Source organism: Pseudomonadota bacterium, assembly GCA_016719885.1.
GTDB lineage: Bacteria > Pseudomonadota > Gammaproteobacteria.
The window spans coordinates 149,804-165,893 of the sequence record JADJYF010000012.1; the positions used below are offsets into that span (position 1 = coordinate 149,804).

A 16,090-nucleotide genomic window follows, 5' to 3' on the forward strand; every position below is an offset into this window, starting at 1 on the left:
CGTTAGTGGTTTCACGGATGTTCTGACTTAAACTATAACCCAGTTAACGCCCAAGCTTCATTTTGATAGGACCGAAGAGCAGTCGTTCCCACGCGATGGCGTCCCGACTCGATTCGGACGCGCGGCGGGAATCATTGCCCGCCCGCGCCCCATGACCCTGTTCATACTCGGACTCAGCCACAAGACCGCGCCGGTGGAGGTGCGCGAGAAGGTCGCCTTCGACCTCGCGCAGCTGCCCTCGGCGCTCGGCGCCTTGAACGCGTGCCCGGGCGTGACCGAGTCGCTGATCCTGTCGACCTGCAACCGCACCGAACTCTACTGCGACATCCACCAGTCGGCGCTGCGCGAGCCGCTGGCGTGGCTGACCCGCTATCGCAATATCGGCGCCGACGACATCACGCCGCACCTCTATCACCTCGACAGCGAACACGCCGTGCGCCATGCCCTGCGCGTGGCGGCCGGCCTCGATTCGCTGGTGGTCGGCGAGCCGCAGATCCTCGGGCAACTGAAAGACGCCTACCGTAGCGCGGTGGACGCCGGCACCGTCGGCAAGTTCCTCAACCGCCTCATGCAGTTCTCGTTCTCGACCGCGAAGATGATTCGCTCCGAAACCGACATCGGCAACACGCCGGTGTCGGTGGCCTACGCGGCGGTCAAGCTTGCCCAACAGATTCACGGTTCGCTGGAGCGTCGCTCGGCGCTCTTGATTGGCGCCGGCGACACCATCTCGCTGGTCGCCAACCATCTGGCCGGTGCGCACATCGGCAAGCTGGTGGTGGCGAACCGCTCGCTCGACAATGCGCGCGCGCTGGCCGAGCGGGTCGGCGGCAGCGCCGTCGAACTGTCCGACATCACCAACGTCCTGACCCAGGTCGACATCGTCGTCAGTTCGACCGCCAGCCGCCTGCCCATCGTCACGCGCGGCATCATCGATGTCGCCATGAAGCAGCGCGGCTATGAACCGATGTTCATCGTCGATCTCGCCGTGCCGCGCGACGTCGAAGCGAGCGTCGGCGAGCTGGAAGACGTCTATCTCTACACCGTCGACGACCTGGAACACGTGGTCAGTTCCAACCTCAAGCTGCGCCACGAGGCCGCCGCCCAGGCCGAGGAGATGGTGCACCTGCAGGTGCGCGATTACATGGACTGGTTGAAGGTCCAGGGCAGCGGCACCACCATCGCCGAGTACCGCGCCCACGGCGAACGCGTGCGCGACGAATTGATGAGCAAGGCGCGCGCGCGCCTGGCACGCGGTGACGACCCCACCGCCGTGCTCGAATCACTTGCCAACACCCTGACCAACAAACTCATGCACCATCCCACCGCCAGCCTGCGCCAGAGCGGTGGCAGCGAGGAATACGTGCGCGTGGCGCGCACGCTCCTCGGCCTCGACGGATCCTGACCCATGCAAGCCTCGCTCCTACGCAAGCTCGAAACCCTGGTCGAGCGACGCACCGAACTCGACGGCATGTTGGCCGTGCCGGAAGTGATCAACGATCAGGACAAGTACCGCAGCTTGTCGCGCGAGCATGCCGAGATCAGCCCGGTGGTGGAATGCTTCGACAGGTATCGGCGTACCCAGGACGCCATCACCCACGCCGAGGAGCTGATGCGCGAAGACGACGCCGAGATGCGCGCGCTCGCCCAGGAAGAGGCGCAGGAAGCGCGCGAATCGCTGGGCAGCCTGGAAGTCGAACTGCAGAAGCTGCTCATCCCCAAGGACCCGGACGACGCCGCCGACGTGTTCCTGGAAATCCGCGCCGGCACCGGCGGCGACGAAGCCGCGCTGTTCGCCGGTGACCTGCTGCGCATGTACCTGCGCTACGCGGAGAACCGCGGCTGGCGCAACGAGGTGATGTCGTCCAACCAGGCCGAGCTCGGCGGCTACAAGGAAGTGATCATCAAGATCACCGGCCAGGGCGTTTACGAGCGACTGAAGTTCGAATCGGGCGCGCACCGCGTGCAGCGCGTGCCCGACACCGAATCCCAGGGCCGCATCCACACCTCGGCCTGCACGGTGGCGGTGATGCCGGCGGTCGAAGCGATTGAAGACGTCGACATCAACACCAAGGATCTGCGCATCGACACCTTCCGCGCCTCGGGCGCCGGCGGCCAGCACGTCAACAAGACCGATTCGGCGATCCGCATCACGCACATTCCGACCGGCGTGGTGGTGGAGTGCCAGGACGAGCGTTCGCAGCACAAGAACCGCGCGCGCGCCATGAGCCTGCTGCGCTCGCGCCTGCTGGCCGCCGAACGCGGCAAGCAGCAGGCCGAGCAGGCGCAGACGCGGCGCAACCTGGTCGGCAGCGGCGATCGCTCGGAGCGCATCCGCACCTACAATTTTCCCCAGGGCCGCGTCACCGATCACCGCATCAACCTCACCGTCTACAAGCTCGCCGAGCTGATGGAAGGCGATGTCGATCTCGTCATCGAACCATTGTTGACCGAGCACCAGGCGGACCTCATGGCGCAGCTCGCGCAGGACGTCTGAGCCGGTGACCGCGCCGCTGACGGTGGCGGCCGCGCTGCGCAGCGGGGGTGCACGCCTGGCCGCCAGCGATTCGCCGCGGCTCGATGCCGAAGTGCTGCTCGCGCATTGCCTCGATGTCGGTCGCAGCTATCTCTACAGCCATCCGGAAGCCACGCTCGATGCAAGCGTCAGCGCGCGCTTCGACGCCCTGCTCGAGGCCCGCGCGCGGCATACGCCGCTGGCCTACCTCACCGGCCGTGCGGAATTCTGGTCACTCGACTTCACGGTGACACCGGCGGTGCTGGTGCCGCGCGCCGACACCGAAGTGCTGGTGGAACTCGCGCTCGCGGCCGTGCCGCGCGAGTGTTGCGGCGTGCTGCTCGATGCCGGCACCGGCAGTGGCGCGATCGCCGCGGTGCTGGCGCGCGAGCGCCCGTGCTTGACCGTGATCGCGAGCGACGCATCGGCGGCGGCACTCAGCGTGGCGCGCGAAAATTTCGCGCGGCTGGGCGTGTCGCGCATCGCTTGCCTGCGCGGTGATTGGCTGGACGCGCTCGCGGACCGCAGTTGCGATGTGATCCTGTCCAATCCGCCCTACGTCGGCGCCCAGGAAGACGTCGATGCGGCGGTTGGCTTCGAACCCGCGCAGGCGGTGTTCGCCGCCGATGATGGCGGCGCGGCGCTCACCGCCATCATCGCGGCCGCGCCACGTTGTCTGAAGCGCGGCGGCTTCCTCGCGCTCGAACACGGTTATCGACAGGGCGAGCAGGTGCGGGCCCTGCTCGCGGCCCACGGCTTTTCACGCATCACGACCGCGACCGATCTCGAAGGCCGCGAACGCGCCACGTCGGCGTGGCGCGATTGAACATCGCGCTAGCCTCGGCGACACTCGATACCACCGGGTCGCTGCCGGCGACGCTTGCGGAGAATGAAGATGGACGACCAATTGCTGCTGCGCTACAGCCGCCAGATCCTGCTGCCTGAAATCGACATCGACGGACAGAACCGCCTGCTCGCGAGTTCGGTGATGTTGATTGGTCTCGGTGGGCTCGGCTCGCCGATCGCGATGTACCTCGCCGCGGCCGGCGTCGGTCGGCTGGTGCTGGTCGATCATGACCACGTGGAACTGTCGAACCTGCAGCGGCAAATCGTGCACGGCACGAGCGATCTCAAGCGACGCAAGGTCGAGTCGGCGCGCGATCGCCTGCATGAGCTCAATCCCAATACCCGCATCGAGACCATCGACCGGCGCCTCGAGGCCGAGGATTTCGACCGGCACCTGCCTTCGGTCGACGTGGTGGTCGATGCGACCGACAACTTCGAAACGCGATTTCTGATCAACGCCGCCTGCGCGCGGCATCGCAAGCCGCTGGTGTCCGGCGCCGCCATCCGTTTCGAAGGCCAGGTGACAGTGTTTCATCCCGGCACCGAGGCCAGCCCCTGTTATCGCTGCCTGTACAACAACGACGCGACGGGCACCGAGACCTGCACCCAGACCGGCGTGGTGGCGCCCCTGCTCGGCATCATCGGCAGCGTGCAGGCGCTGGAAACCCTCAAGGTATTGATGGGCGTCGGCCAGGATCTGACCGGCCGCCTGCTCTTGCTCGATGCTCTCGCCATGGAATGGCACAGCATGCGCTTCCGTCGCGATCCGCGTTGCCCGGTGTGCGCGCCCTTGGTGACGGCGGCGGCGGCCGAGGCCGTCATCTAGCGGGGCGGTCGCTGCCCACCGCGTTTGAATTTGAAGAACATCCAGGTGCCGGTCAGGGCGAGGGCCAAAAGACAGACCGCGGCGGCATCCACCACCCATACACCGACGCGGCCGAACAGGCGGCCCGAGTGCACGTCGAGCAGCACGCGTTCGTAGCTGACGCCGCTGCCGCGGTAGACCTCGGCGAGCGTCGCCGCAAGGTAGGCGACCAGCAGTGTGTCGTCCCATACCAGGGCGCCGACCAGCGGCGCCTCGTGGGTGGCGAGTGGGCGCGTGTCGAGGTAGATCTCCGCACCGAGTTGCGCCAGCCAACCGCGCTCGGTGGCAAAACCCTTGGGCAGGGCCTTGGCGCTTTGCCGGTACAGCTTGTCGATGACGGCGTTGTGCGGATGGCGGCGCGACAGGTCGAGCGCGTCGCCATGATTCAGGACGAGCCCGGTCACCACCGTGATGATGACGATGAGCGTGCTCGCGATGCCGAGCGCGCGATGCCAGCGCGTGGCGGGATGGACGCGCGTGCCGTTGGCGCGTCGTAGCGGGAGTTGCTCGGGTTTCATTGCGGCTCGGCTCGCGCGGCCTCGTCGAGCAGCAGGGCCACGCGCGCCAGGGCACTGATCGCATGGACCGACAAGGTCGCGCCGGTGATGCCGTCGATGTGGCGGTCCAAGGCACTGTCGGCCTTGAGAGTCGCGCCCTTGAACTGGTCGGTAAAGAAGGGATGGCGCACTTCGGCGCCACGGCTTTCGCGGTAGATGAGGATGGCGGCGCGGGTGATGGCGGCGTTCTCGACCACGTAGCCGGCGGTGATCGGCTTGTCGCGGCCGATGGCTTCCAGGATCCACACCGTGCGCTGACCTTCGCGCCAGTACTTCTGACGCAAGCCCAGCGCGCTGCCGAGGATGTCCTTGACCTTGGCGTTGAGCGCCGGCGTCACCCACAGCTTTTGCGCGGCTGGCGCTTTGCCGTCGAAGGCTTCGCTGACGAATGCCGTCGGCTCGAGATACACCTCGTCGGCCTGCGTCGCCGCGGCGGCCAGCCACAGGCAAACGGCACAGGCCGCGCCCGGCAGGAACCGGCGCGGCCTGTAACGCGGACCAAGCTTAGAACTGGTAGCCGAAGCCCAGATTGAATCCATCAAACTCCCTACGTACGCGTCCATCGGCGTCTTCGAATTGGCCGTCGATTTTGAACACTACCTGCGGCACTGGCCAGTAATTCAGACCCAGCGACACACGCTCGAAGTTGCGGAAGCGGCCGCCCAGGCCGTCGGCCTGGTCCCAGCGGGCGTAGCGGCTGAACACGCCGATCTCGCCCGGCGCCGGCAGCAAACCTGCCAGCGCAAAGCGGTAGGCAGGTTCGACGTACCAGCCGCTCAGATGGTCCGCGCCGACGCTGCTGGGGTCGAGACCGTGATTGCGATCCGCGCCCAGTTCCCAGCGCGCATACAGGGCGCGCAGGCCAAAACCACTGGCGTGACGATAGTCGAGATGGGTCTCGATGAGATAAGCGGCCGCTTCAGCGGCGTCGCCGGTGCCGGTGTAGTCCGCCTGGTACTGGCCGCTGGTGGCGAGCTCGAGACCGGCGATGCCGGTGTAGCGCAGACGCCCGGTGAAGGCGACGTCGTGGTCGTCGGCCTCGGCAATCTGGGTGCGGCCCGCACGCGGGCGGAATGCATCGTTGCCGGTGAAGGGCATGATGAGACCGGTGTGCATCACGACGTCATAGGACAGGCCGGGACGAATCTCGCCGCTCGCCGCCGCGCCGCCTTCCCACCAAGTGCTGGGAATGATCTCGCTTTCGATGGCGTTGCGCTCCACGCCGTAGAACGTATTGGGCTCGTGGGTGGTGTTGATGATGCCGACAGGCAACAGGTCGAGACCGGTGCGCAGGCGGTGCTTGTCGTTCAAGTCCATTTCCACCCAGGCCTGCTCGACTTCCACTTCGCCCGGGTCTTCGCTGGACGCCACCACGTGCTCGACTTCGAGCTCGGAGCCGAAACGCAGCCAGCTGTTGAATTCGTGGCTCATATATATGACGAAGCGATGGAAATCCGTGCGGTTCTGCTTGCCGCCGGCCACCCCGTCGTTGTCGAGGTGGTTGTAGTGCAACTCGCCGTAGCCGCCGAGGCTGGTGCGGTCGGCCCAGCTCGGCGACGAGGATTTTTCGCCGCCGGCGACCTTGGCTTCGACCGCGTCGGCGGTCGCTTCGAGTTTCTTTTCGTTGTCGGCCAGCTTGGTTTCAGTGGTCGCGAGCTTGGTCTCGGTGCTGGCCAACTTGCTCTCCGCGCCGGCCAGCTTGCTCTCGGCCTGGGCAAGTTGCTGCAGGGTGGCGTCGAGCTTCTTGTTCATCTGCTCGATGGTGGACTGCTGCTGCTGCACCACCCGCCACAGCTCGTCGAGGCTCGGTGTCGGCGCCGCGGCGGCCGGCAAGGCAATGGCGAGCAGCGCCCACAGCGTGCTCAAAGTCGGTTTAAAGCGCATGGAAAATCCTCCAGATAGCCGGTCGCCCGACCGGCGGCATAAAGAAATCGCTGGGGCCGCCGCGCGGACGCGGGGCGGAATACGGTCAGGCGGCGGTGGCGTGCTCGGCGCAGCGCTCGGCGGCGCGCAGCGCCTCGTGCAACACGTCTTCGGCGTAGCAATGACATTGACCACAGCAGGTCGACACCGCCAGTTCCCGCGCCAGGCATTCGAGGCTGTAGGCGCCGGCGTCGACGGCTTGGTGGATGTCCTTTTCGGTGACGTTGTTGCAGATACAGACGTACATGGGAGTCCGCTCAGATGATGTGATGGTAACGTTAGTACAAATGAGAAACATTAGCAATAAAGAAGAGCATCATATCCAAGGCGAGCGTCCCTGCCCGCCGTCCCCCGTCGTCAGAGCTGGGATTGCTGGTAGTTCTCGAGACCGAGGCGCTCGATGAGTGCGAGCTGGGTTTCCAACCAGTCGACGTGCTCTTCCTCGGCTTCGAGGATCTCGGTGAACAGTTCGCGCGAAACGAAGTCGGCGCAGGCCTCGCAGGCCTGGATGGCGGCGCGCAGTGCCGGCAGCCCGTCGTTCTCGAGGGCCAGGTCGGCGTTGAAGATCTCGACCGTGTTCTCGCCGATGCGCAAGCGCCCGAGGTCCTGCAGATTCGGCAGGCCGTCCAGGAACAGGATGCGGGCGATGAGTTTGTCGGCGTGCTTCATCTCGTCGATGGACTCGTGGTATTCGTGCTCGTCGAGCTTCTTCAGTCCCCAGTTCCTGAACATCCGCGCGTGCAGGAAATACTGGTTGATGGCGGTCAGCTCGTTCTTGAGCACCCGGTTCAAATGTTCGATGACTTTTGCGTCGCCCTTCATGTCGGCTTCCTCGCTGTGCACGTGGGCTCGCGGCCCGCTGATCAAGTACGGCGCCGCGGCGCCGATGTCCTCATCCATAATAGCGTCCCTATCCGTCGAGCAAGGAGTTCGCGCCCCATGAATGTCAGTACTGTCGTGATGCTGGTCCTGCTGGTGGTGGTCGGAGGCTATGCCATCGCGATCTACAACGGCCTCGTGACGCTCAAGCACAACGTCGTGAAGGCGTGGGCCAACATCGATGTGCTGCTCAAGCAGCGCCACGATGAACTGCCTAAGCTGGTCGAGGTGTGCAAGCAATACATGCAGCACGAGCAACAGACGCTGCAGGAAGTCACGAGCGCGCGCGCCGCGGTGTTCGGCGCCAATCAGCGTCATGACGTGGCGGCGGTGGGCGCCGGCGAAGCGTCCCTGCGCAAGAGCCTCGGCCAGCTTTACGCGGTGGCGGAGTCCTATCCCGAGCTGCGGGCGGACCAGCAGTTCACGCAACTGCGTGAGCGCATTTCCGCGCTGGAAAACAGCATTGCCGACCGCCGCGAGTACTACAACGAGTCCGTCACCCTCAACAACATCCGCCTCGAAACCTTTCCGGATCTGATCCTGGCGCGCTGGTTCGGCTTCCGCGCCCAGGCGACACTGGAATTCAGCGCCGCCGAGACGGCCGATCTCGACGTCAAATCCTTGTTCGGTTAAGGCCTCGGGCAGCGCTCTTGCATGCTGCTCCTCGAGGCATTGGCCAGCGCAGTCCACACCGCCCAGGCCGCGCCGTTCTGGATCATGAGCGGCGTGGCGGCACTGCTCGCCGGCGGCCTGTGCTACGGCGCGCAGCGCAGCCTCGAGCGCAAACGCACGATGGAGAACACGCCCACCGCGCTGATACGCTCCGCCGCGCAGGGCTATACCGAACTGCGCGGCATGGCGGAAATGATGGCCGGCGCACCGATACGCACGCCGGCATCGTTACGCCAATGCGTGTGGTTCAAGTACAAGATTGAGCAATACCAGGAGTCGGGCCACGGCCGCGAGCGGCGCCGCGACTGGGTGGTGGTCGAACAGGGCGTGAGCGACAGCCTGTTCTACCTGACCGACACCAGCGGCAGTTGCGCGGTCGACCCCGACGGCGCCGAAGTGCATGCCCGTCGACCCGACGTGTGGTACGGCCAGGCGCGCACTCCCGGCTGCTTCAACCCGGCCGGCAACAACATGCTGTCGCGCTGGTTTACCGGTCTCGGCAAGACCTATCGCTATACCGAACACCTGATCTGTGCCGGCGACGCGCTGTATGTCATCGGCCTGTTCACCACCCACGGTGGCGCCGGCACGGCGCCGCTGCCGGGCGACAACGAAGTGGCGGAGCGGTTGCGGGCCCTGAAACGGGATCAGGCCGCCCTGTTACGCCGGTTCGACACCAACCGTGACGGCCACCTCGATGACCAGGAATGGCAGGCGGCGCGAGCCACGGTGGCGCGTGAAGTGCAGGCAGAGCGCGACGAGCATCGCGCGCCGCCGACGGTGGATGTCATCGGCCGCAGCGGCGATCGCCGTCGCCCCTTCGTCATCGCCGCCGGCGACGAGGACGCCGTGATCGCGCGCCACGCACGCGCGGCCGCGCTGTGCATCGCGCTCGGTGCGCCGCTTGCCGCACTCGTGCTGTGGTGCTGGATGCTGCGCCTGGGCTAGAACCCGCGGCGCTGTGTCGTGTCGCGCAGTTCTGCATAATGCGCGCATGAACGCCAACGCCCATCCCACCCTGGCCCGACTGCCGCATTTCGCCGGCATCGATGCATCCACCCTGGTCGCGCGCCTCGATGCGCTGCTCGATGCGCAGCGCGCGCGTATCGCTGCCCTGACGGCCGCCGGCAGCAGCGATTGGGAGGAGGTCGTCACGCCCATGGAGGAAATGGCCGATGAGCTGCATCGTTTCTTCGGGCCGGTCTCGCACCTGCATAACGTCGCCGATACCGACGCGCTGCGCGCGGTGTACACCGAGTGCGTGAGCCGCGTATCGGCGTTTGGCGCCGAACTCGAACAGAACGCCGGACTGTGCGCGGCCTACCAGCGCCTGCGCGCGCAGCCGGCCTTCAGCCAGTTCGATGACGCGCGGCGCAAGCTGGTCGACAACGCGCTGCGCGATTTCCGTCTGGGCGGCGTCGATCTGCCCGCCGCGACCCAGGCCGAGGTCACCCGGCTCAAGGTGGAACTGGCGCAACTGGCGGCGCGTTACGAGGAAAACGTGCTCGACGCCAGCCAGGGCTTCAGCCTGGACGTGGACGACGAATCACGCCTGGCCGGCCTGCCGGCGTCGACCCTCGCGATGGCGCGTCAGAAAGCCGCCGATGCCGGCCGCGCCGGCTGGCGTTTGACGCTGGACCTGCCCTCTTACGTGCCCGCCATGTGCAACCTGGTCGACCGCGAACTGCGCCGCCAGCTCTACGAGGCCTATACGACGCGCGCCTCGGACTGCGGTCCGCAGGCCGGCAGCCACGACAACAGCGCGGTCATGCACGATCTCCTGACGCGCCGTCAGCAGCTCGCGCGTCTGCTCGGCTTCGACAACTACGCGGCCCTGTCACTCGCGACCAAGATGGCGCCGTCGCCGGACGCAGTCGTCGAGTTCCTGGAAGACCTCGGCCGCCAGGCGCGGCCCGCGGCGCAGCGGGAAGTCGAGCAGCTGCGCGACTTCGCGCGCACCGAACTCGGCATGGACCAGCTCGAAGCCTGGGACATCGCCTACTGCTCCGAGCAGTTGCGCCGGCATCGCTACCAGTTGAACCAGGAAGAGCTGCGCCCCTACTTTCCGTTGCCGAAAGTGCGCGCCGGCCTGTTCGAGATCACCGCGCGCCTGTTCGGTCTGCGCTTCGAGCGCGTCGAGGGCGTGGAAACCTGGCACCCGGACGTGGAATTCCACGCGGTATGCGACGCCGACGGCGCCACGCGCGGCTATTTCTATCTCGACCTCTACGCGCGCGCCGGCAAACGCAGCGGTGCGTGGATGGACGACTGCCTGAGCCGCTGGCAGCACGGTGACGACACCCAGCTGCCGGTCGCCTATCTGAACTGCAATTTCACGCCCGCCCAAGGCGGCAACCCGAGCCTGCTCACCCACGACGACGTCACCACCCTGTTCCACGAGTTCGGCCATGGCCTGCATCACCTGCTGACCACAGTCGGGCGACCGGCGGTCGCCGGCATCAACGGCGTGCCGTGGGACGCCGTCGAGTTGCCCAGCCAGTTTCTCGAGAACTGGTGCTGGGAGCGCGAGGCGCTGGACTTGATGTCCGGCCATGTCGAATCGGGGCAAGCCTTGCCCCAGGCGCTGTTCGAGCGCCTCGATGCGGCGCGCCACTTCCAGGCCGCCATGCAGATGGTGCGTCAGCTGGAATTCGCGCTGTTCGATTTTCGCCTGCACCGCGATTACGCGCCGGGATGCGACATCCAGGCCTTGCTGGACGACGTGCGGGCGCAGGTCGCGGTCATCACGCCACCGCGCTGGAACCGCTTCCAACACAGCTTCACGCACATCTTCGGCGGCGGTTACGCGGCCGGCTACTACAGCTACAAATGGGCCGAAGTGCTGTCCGCCGACGCCTTCGAACGCTTCACCGAGGAAGGCATCTTCAACGCCGACACCGGCCGCGCTTTTCGCGACAGCATTCTCGCCAAGGGCGGCGCCGAGGATGCGCTGACCTTGTTCCGTCGCTTTCGCGGTCGCGAGCCCGAGGTCGCGGCGCTGCTGCGTCAGGCTGGACTCATCGCTTAAGCGGACCGGATAATCGCCCGGATGCGCCTCCCCATCCGCCTACTGCCGGCCCTGTTGATGCTCGCCTGCGGCGCCGCCGCGGCGGCCGACACGGCCTATGTCATCGACAAGCTGCTGGTCGGCATCCACGAAAGCCGCGATACCGACAGCGCCATCATCAAGGTCGTACCGACCGGCACCAAGCTCGAGGTGCTGAAGCGCGATGGCGACGTCGCCAACGTCAGCGAACCGGGCGGCGCCTCGGGCTGGGTCGATGCCGCGTATCTCAGCGCCGAGCCGCCGGCGCAAGTGCGCATCGCCGAGCTCGAGAAGATCAAGGCCGCGCTGGAAGACCAGCTCAAGCACGTCGAGCAGGCCTCGCGCGGCGCGCCGCCGGTGGCCGGCGCGCCGGCCAGTGACGCGGCCAGCGCCGAAATCGACAACCTGACCAAGGAAAACACCGATCTGAAAGGTCGGCTGTCCGACGAGAAGCTGCGTGCCGAGACGCTGCAGACCGAAGTCTCCTCGCTGCGCGCCCAGGTCAAGAGCACCGCCGTGCCGCCCGACACGCGCCTGGTGGAACTCGAACGCTCGCGCGACGATCTCGAGCGGGACCTCGAAGACGCGCGCGCCAAGCTTGCCGAGTACGCCGCCCGCACGTCGCTGGACGACGTCGCGGCGCTGGTGCCCGTGGTGCTGCGCGAGTACGCCAAGAGCCTCGTGCTGCTGACGGTGGTACTACTGGCGCTCGGCTTCGGTGCGGGCGTCTACCTGCTGGATTTCCTCAACCGTCGGCGTCATGGCGGCTTCAGGGTCTAGGCGCGGGCACTGCCGATGACGACCTTCGCGACCTGGAACGTCAATTCGATACGCGCGCGCTTCGCGCACCTCTCGAGCTGGCTCACGGAGGCCGCGCCCGACGTGGTCGGCATCCAGGAAACCAAGGTCCAGGACCCGGATTTCCCGCTCGAGCAATTGCAGGCGCTTGGCTACCACACGCTGTTCAGTGGCCAGAAGTCCTATAACGGCGTGGCGCTGTTGTCGCGCGAACCAGCCACGCTCATCGCCACCGATCTGCCGGGCTTCGACGATCCGCAGCGGCGCGTGCTGGCAGCCAAGGTAGCCGGCATCACTTTCGTCAATCTCTACGTGCCCAACGGCTCCGAGGTCGGCTCGGACAAATACGCCTACAAGCTGGCGTGGCTGGACGCCCTCGGCGACTGGGTGGCGCAGCTCGCCGCCGGCGGCGAACCCTTGATGGTGGTAGGCGATTTCAACATCGCGCCCGACGATCGTGACGTACACGATCCGGAGGCCTGGCGCGGCAAGATCCTGTGCAGTGAACCCGAGCGCGCGCGCCTGCAAAGACTGCTGGCACTCGGCCTCAGCGACGTGTTCCGTCAGTTCGAGCAGGCGCCGGGCAGCTTTTCCTGGTGGGACTATCGCGGTGGCGGTTTTCGGCGCAACGAAGGCCTGCGCATCGATCTCATCCTGGCCAATGCCGCGCTTGCCGCGCGCTGCGAAGCCTGCGCCATCGATCTCACGCCGCGTCGTTGGGACAAGCCCTCGGACCACGCGCCGGTGGTGGCGCGACTGCGCGCTTGAGATGACACAATGCTTTACTCAAGTTTCCGCCCATGTGTCGACCAGGTCGCGCCGCATGGGCGTCTGCCTCGGTAGGCTTTAGCCATGAACCACGAAAACAACGACGAAGAATTCCCGTTCGACGAGTGGGCCTCGCTGGCCCGTCACGATCCGCGCGGCTTCGAGTCCGCCCGCCGCCAGGTGCTGCAGGGCCTCATCGAATCGGCCCCCGCCAACCAGCGGCGGCGCCTGGAAGGTCTGCAATGGCAGATCGACCGCGAACGCGAGCGGGCCGACAACCCGATGGCATCGTGCATCAAGATCTCGGGCATGATGTGGGACCGGGTGCTCGGCGAGGGCGGCCTGGTGGACAACCTCGAGCAGTTGTCCGGCGTCAAACCGCCGCGCGAGCAGCCGCGCCGGCAGGCATCGGTACTGCCGTTCAGCCGCCGCGACGATACGGTATGAGCCATTGCGACTTGCATTGACTTGGGCCGGGACCTAGAATTCGGCCCCTTTTGCGAGCTATCGAGCAGCGTCCATGAAATCGGATACCCATCCCAACTACCACGACATCACCGTCAAGTGCAGCTGTGGCAACACCTTCCAGACGCGCTCGACCCTGCACGGTGAGCAGCTGCAGCTGGACGTGTGCTCGTCCTGCCACCCGTTCTACACGGGCCAGCAGAAGGTCGTCGACACCGCCGGCCGCATCGACAAGTTCCGTCGCAAGTACGGCGGCCCGGCCTGAGATTCTCTGCCCGCGCCTTCGTCGGTACGGGCTCCCGGTATCATGATGAGTGGCGCGCCTCGACGCGCCGCTTGTGTTTAAGGGCTCGGCACTCGGTCAAATTGCCGCGCGGTTTGCGTTCCAGGATTTTTTTCACTGTGACGCGGAACCAACAATCAAGCCCCAAGTCTCAACGTCACGTTCGCCAGAACGAGCCTGCCAACCCCCTCCCAAGGTAGGCGACGCCCGATCCCCCAATCGGGCAACAAAGTGGCCCCGGTCAGTCAGTCCCCCTAACAGCCTGTACCGGGGCCCTTTTTTTTCACTCCAGCTGTAACCACTCGGCCAGCACCTGCCAGGCCTGCTCGGCGCCGTCTTGCTTGAGGGCCGAGAACAGCTGCGCGCTTGCCGCCCAGCCGCGTTTGGCGATGGCCGCGGTGACCTGGTGCAACGTCGCCGTGGCCGGCCCACGGCCGAGCTTGTCACTCTTGTTCAGCAGCACGTGCGCGGCGACGCCGGCGTGGTTGCACCACTCGAGTACCGCGAGATCCTGCGGCTTGAGCGGATGACGGATGTCCATCAGGAGCACGAGGCCCGCCAACGAGGCGCGGGTCTCGAGGTATTCGGGCAACGCGTCCTCCCAGTGGGCGCGCATGGACTTCGCGACTTTCGCGTAGCCGAAGCCCGGCAGGTCGATGAGACGCCTTTCGGCGTCCAGTTCGAACACCACGATATGCTGGGTACGGCCCGGCGTGCGGCTGGTGCGCGCCAGACCGCGCTGTCCGCACAGCACGTTGAGCGCGCTGGACTTGCCGGCGTTGGAGCGGCCCGCGAAGGCGATTTCGCGGCCCACGTCGGCCGGCAGCAGGCGCGCCTCGGGCACGCTCAAGGTGAAGCGCGCGGTCTTGAGCAGTTTGCGTGCTCGCTCTGATCCGTTGTCCGTCATGGTGAAGTTCCGCTCTCGGCCGCGTCGCGCCCATTCGCCGTACGCATTAGTGCAGATCACGGCCTCGTCCCGTATATAATCACGCCTGACTTCCCGCAAGCGAGAGCAAGAGATGCATAAGAGGAACGCGTTCCTGGCGGTGGCTGCCCTGTGCGTGGCGTTTGTCGCCACTGCCCAAGCGGATGGCAAGGCCAAGGCGATGGTGTGTACTGCCTGCCACGGACCCGATGGCAACAGCAGCAATCCGATCTGGCCGAATCTTGCCGGCCAGAACCCGAGCTACATCGTCGCCCAGTTGAAGGCGTTCAAGGCGGGCACCCGTCAGAACGCATCGATGGCGCCGATGGTCGCTTCGCTTGCCGAAGGTGACATGGAAGAGATCGCCAATTTCTTCGCGGCCCAGACCTTGAAGGTCAAGCCGCTGGCCGCTGACCAGGCCGCCGCCGCGACCGCCGGCGAGAAGATCTACCGTGGCGGCGACGCCGAGCGCGGCATCCCGGCCTGCATGGCTTGCCACGGACCCGACGGTGGCGGTAATCCCGGCTCGGGCTATCCGGCATTGCGCGGCCAACAATTCGACTACACCGTCACCCAGTTGACGAACTATCACGGCGGCGCGCGTCAAACCGATGCTCAATCGATGATGCGCACCATCGCCAAGCGTCTGTCCGACGACGACATCAAGAACCTGGCGCGTTACGTCTCGGCATTGCATTGAGTCCAGCGCTATCGGCCGGGCACGCCCGGCCGATAGCGGGAACAGCATGCGACACAACACTGAGTATCGGATGACTATGAAGCTATACAAGATCGTGTGTTCAGCCTTGCTGGCACTGTTGGTCGCCAATGGCAACGCCCAGGAATTCGTTGTTGGCCAGCACTACCAGGAAGTCAAACCGGCCGTCGCGACTTCGGTCGCTGAGGGCAAGGTCGAAGTGCTGGAACTGTTCTGGTACGGCTGTCCGCATTGCTACGCATTCGAGCCGCAGCTGTCGGAGTGGGTGAAGAACAAGCCCGAATACGTCGAATTCGTGCGCGTGCCGGCGGTGTTCGCCCACAATTGGGAGGTCCATGCACGCGCCTACTACGCCGCCCAGCAGCTCGGCGTGCTCGAGAAAGTTCACCATCCGCTGTTCGATGCGATCCACAAGCAGGGGCGCAAGGTTTTCTCCGAGGACGAGCTTGCCACGTTCTTCGCCGACCTAGGCGTCGACGCGGAAGCATTCAAGAAGGCCTTCAATTCCTTCGATGTCGACACCAAGACCCGCCACGCCATCTCGCTCACGCGTCAATACGGCATCACCGGCGTCCCCGCCATCATCATCAATGGCAAATACCGCACCAGTGCCCAGGAAGCCGGTGATCTCGACACCCTGTTAAAGGTGGTTGAAACCCTGGCCGATAAGGAACACAAGCGGTAATCATCCGCGCGCGTAACGCGCGGTCGCGCTCGAAGTCCTGAACGGGGGCTTCGAACGCGCGAGTCTCTTCATTCTGCGAGACCTTACCGACAGGTGTGCAACTGTTGCGTCGTGCACGTACTTCATACGGACGCGATGCGAGAGAAGC

The 16,090-nt window shown here is 65.8% G+C and carries 19 protein-coding genes; 13 read left to right on the forward strand and 6 right to left on the reverse strand.

The window, feature by feature from the left end; translation table 11 throughout:
* Positions 1–151: 151 nt before the first annotated feature.
* From IPM80_13855 to moeB, 4 genes are all read left to right on the forward strand, one after another.
* Complete coding sequence (locus IPM80_13855; GenBank protein ID MBK8959477.1) at positions 152–1,402, forward strand: glutamyl-tRNA reductase; 1,251 nt, start codon at positions 152–154, stop codon at positions 1,400–1,402.
* Between the two features lie 3 nt (positions 1,403–1,405).
* Positions 1,406–2,494: a peptide chain release factor 1 gene (prfA, locus tag IPM80_13860; protein MBK8959478.1), complete on the forward strand. Its 1,089-nt coding sequence runs from the start codon at positions 1,406–1,408 to the stop codon at positions 2,492–2,494.
* 16 nt (positions 2,495–2,510) lie between these two features.
* Positions 2,511–3,338 carry a peptide chain release factor N(5)-glutamine methyltransferase gene (gene prmC / locus IPM80_13865; protein MBK8959479.1) on the forward strand — a complete coding sequence of 276 codons (828 nt, stop codon included), beginning with the start codon at positions 2,511–2,513 and terminating at the stop codon, positions 3,336–3,338.
* 69 nt (positions 3,339–3,407) lie between these two features.
* Positions 3,408–4,184 carry a molybdopterin-synthase adenylyltransferase MoeB gene (moeB, locus tag IPM80_13870; GenBank protein ID MBK8959480.1) on the forward strand — a complete coding sequence of 259 codons (777 nt, stop codon included), beginning with the start codon at positions 3,408–3,410 and terminating at the stop codon, positions 4,182–4,184.
* On the opposite strand, the gene IPM80_13875 is transcribed toward moeB, so the two are convergent.
* The 5 genes from IPM80_13875 to bfr all read right to left on the reverse strand — a co-directional run bounded on the left by IPM80_13875 (position 4,181) and on the right by bfr (position 7,525).
* Positions 4,181–4,741, reverse strand: coding sequence for a PepSY domain-containing protein (locus tag IPM80_13875; protein ID MBK8959481.1), 561 nt, complete (start codon positions 4,739–4,741; stop codon positions 4,181–4,183). The genes moeB and IPM80_13875 overlap by 4 nt on opposite strands.
* A complete protein-coding gene (locus IPM80_13880) occupies positions 4,738–5,319 on the reverse strand; it encodes an FMN-binding protein (GenBank protein MBK8959482.1) in 582 nt (193 codons plus the stop codon). Before IPM80_13880 ends, IPM80_13875 begins: the two co-directional genes overlap by 4 nt.
* Positions 5,285–6,664: a porin gene (locus IPM80_13885; GenBank protein ID MBK8959483.1), complete on the reverse strand. Its 1,380-nt coding sequence runs from the start codon at positions 6,662–6,664 to the stop codon at positions 5,285–5,287. Before IPM80_13885 ends, IPM80_13880 begins: the two co-directional genes overlap by 35 nt.
* 85 nt (positions 6,665–6,749) lie before the next feature.
* The gene (locus IPM80_13890) at positions 6,750–6,950 is read right to left on the reverse strand and encodes a (2Fe-2S)-binding protein (GenBank protein MBK8959484.1); all 201 of its coding nucleotides are present in this window, start codon (positions 6,948–6,950) and stop codon (positions 6,750–6,752) included.
* A gap of 110 nt (positions 6,951–7,060) precedes the next feature.
* A complete protein-coding gene (bfr, locus tag IPM80_13895; GenBank protein MBK8959485.1) occupies positions 7,061–7,525 on the reverse strand; it encodes a bacterioferritin in 465 nt (154 codons plus the stop codon).
* Between the two features lie 117 nt (positions 7,526–7,642).
* Between bfr and IPM80_13900 the strand changes: the two genes are divergently transcribed.
* The 7 genes from IPM80_13900 (at position 7,643) to rpmE (ending at position 13,596) form a co-directional block, all read left to right on the forward strand.
* Positions 7,643–8,215 (forward strand): LemA family protein, encoded by a 573-nt coding sequence (locus tag IPM80_13900; protein ID MBK8959486.1) that lies wholly within the window; start codon positions 7,643–7,645, stop codon positions 8,213–8,215.
* 21 nt (positions 8,216–8,236) lie between these two features.
* The gene (locus IPM80_13905) at positions 8,237–9,202 is read left to right on the forward strand and encodes a hypothetical protein (protein MBK8959487.1); all 966 of its coding nucleotides are present in this window, start codon (positions 8,237–8,239) and stop codon (positions 9,200–9,202) included.
* A gap of 46 nt (positions 9,203–9,248) precedes the next feature.
* Positions 9,249–11,282, forward strand: a complete 2,034-nt coding sequence (locus IPM80_13910) for a M3 family metallopeptidase (protein MBK8959488.1) — start codon at positions 9,249–9,251, stop codon at positions 11,280–11,282.
* A gap of 21 nt (positions 11,283–11,303) precedes the next feature.
* Positions 11,304–12,080: a hypothetical protein gene (locus IPM80_13915; protein ID MBK8959489.1), complete on the forward strand. Its 777-nt coding sequence runs from the start codon at positions 11,304–11,306 to the stop codon at positions 12,078–12,080.
* A gap of 15 nt (positions 12,081–12,095) precedes the next feature.
* Positions 12,096–12,866, forward strand: a complete 771-nt coding sequence (gene xth, locus IPM80_13920) for an exodeoxyribonuclease III (protein ID MBK8959490.1) — start codon at positions 12,096–12,098, stop codon at positions 12,864–12,866.
* A gap of 84 nt (positions 12,867–12,950) precedes the next feature.
* Positions 12,951–13,313, forward strand: a complete 363-nt coding sequence (locus IPM80_13925; GenBank protein MBK8959491.1) for a DUF3135 domain-containing protein — start codon at positions 12,951–12,953, stop codon at positions 13,311–13,313.
* 73 nt (positions 13,314–13,386) lie between these two features.
* Positions 13,387–13,596 (forward strand): 50S ribosomal protein L31, encoded by a 210-nt coding sequence (rpmE, locus tag IPM80_13930; protein ID MBK8959492.1) that lies wholly within the window; start codon positions 13,387–13,389, stop codon positions 13,594–13,596.
* Positions 13,597–13,897: 301 nt separating this feature from the next.
* On the opposite strand, the gene IPM80_13935 is transcribed toward rpmE, so the two are convergent.
* A complete protein-coding gene (locus IPM80_13935) occupies positions 13,898–14,521 on the reverse strand; it encodes a YihA family ribosome biogenesis GTP-binding protein (GenBank protein ID MBK8959493.1) in 624 nt (207 codons plus the stop codon).
* Positions 14,522–14,633: 112 nt separating this feature from the next.
* Between IPM80_13935 and IPM80_13940 the strand changes: the two genes are divergently transcribed.
* Positions 14,634–15,239 (forward strand): cytochrome c4, encoded by a 606-nt coding sequence (locus IPM80_13940; GenBank protein MBK8959494.1) that lies wholly within the window; start codon positions 14,634–14,636, stop codon positions 15,237–15,239.
* A gap of 76 nt (positions 15,240–15,315) precedes the next feature.
* Positions 15,316–15,942: a thiol:disulfide interchange protein DsbA/DsbL gene (locus tag IPM80_13945; GenBank protein ID MBK8959495.1), complete on the forward strand. Its 627-nt coding sequence runs from the start codon at positions 15,316–15,318 to the stop codon at positions 15,940–15,942.
* Positions 15,943–16,090 lie beyond the last annotated feature (148 nt).

Bases quoted from the DNA above. Each gene is read 5' to 3' on its own strand.
- IPM80_13855 (MBK8959477.1), top strand. From the start codon at position 152: ATGACCCTGTTCATACTCGGACTCAGCCACAAGACCGCGCCGGTGGAG.
- prfA (MBK8959478.1), top strand. From the start codon at position 1,406: ATGCAAGCCTCGCTCCTACGCAAGCTCGAAACCCTGGTCGAGCGACGC.
- moeB (MBK8959480.1), top strand. From the start codon at position 3,408: ATGGACGACCAATTGCTGCTGCGCTACAGCCGCCAGATCCTGCTGCCT.
- IPM80_13875 (MBK8959481.1), bottom strand. From the start codon at position 4,741: ATGAAACCCGAGCAACTCCCGCTACGACGCGCCAACGGCACGCGCGTC.
- IPM80_13880 (MBK8959482.1), bottom strand. From the start codon at position 5,319: ATGGATTCAATCTGGGCTTCGGCTACCAGTTCTAAGCTTGGTCCGCGT.
- IPM80_13885 (MBK8959483.1), bottom strand. From the start codon at position 6,664: ATGCGCTTTAAACCGACTTTGAGCACGCTGTGGGCGCTGCTCGCCATT.
- IPM80_13890 (MBK8959484.1), bottom strand. From the start codon at position 6,950: ATGTACGTCTGTATCTGCAACAACGTCACCGAAAAGGACATCCACCAA.
- bfr (MBK8959485.1), bottom strand. From the start codon at position 7,525: ATGAAGGGCGACGCAAAAGTCATCGAACATTTGAACCGGGTGCTCAAG.
- IPM80_13900 (MBK8959486.1), top strand. From the start codon at position 7,643: ATGAATGTCAGTACTGTCGTGATGCTGGTCCTGCTGGTGGTGGTCGGA.
- IPM80_13905 (MBK8959487.1), top strand. From the start codon at position 8,237: ATGCTGCTCCTCGAGGCATTGGCCAGCGCAGTCCACACCGCCCAGGCC.
- IPM80_13910 (MBK8959488.1), top strand. From the start codon at position 9,249: ATGAACGCCAACGCCCATCCCACCCTGGCCCGACTGCCGCATTTCGCC.
- IPM80_13915 (MBK8959489.1), top strand. From the start codon at position 11,304: ATGCGCCTCCCCATCCGCCTACTGCCGGCCCTGTTGATGCTCGCCTGC.
- xth (MBK8959490.1), top strand. From the start codon at position 12,096: ATGACGACCTTCGCGACCTGGAACGTCAATTCGATACGCGCGCGCTTC.
- IPM80_13925 (MBK8959491.1), top strand. From the start codon at position 12,951: ATGAACCACGAAAACAACGACGAAGAATTCCCGTTCGACGAGTGGGCC.
- rpmE (MBK8959492.1), top strand. From the start codon at position 13,387: ATGAAATCGGATACCCATCCCAACTACCACGACATCACCGTCAAGTGC.
- IPM80_13935 (MBK8959493.1), bottom strand. From the start codon at position 14,521: ATGACGGACAACGGATCAGAGCGAGCACGCAAACTGCTCAAGACCGCG.
- IPM80_13940 (MBK8959494.1), top strand. From the start codon at position 14,634: ATGCATAAGAGGAACGCGTTCCTGGCGGTGGCTGCCCTGTGCGTGGCG.
- IPM80_13945 (MBK8959495.1), top strand. From the start codon at position 15,316: ATGAAGCTATACAAGATCGTGTGTTCAGCCTTGCTGGCACTGTTGGTC.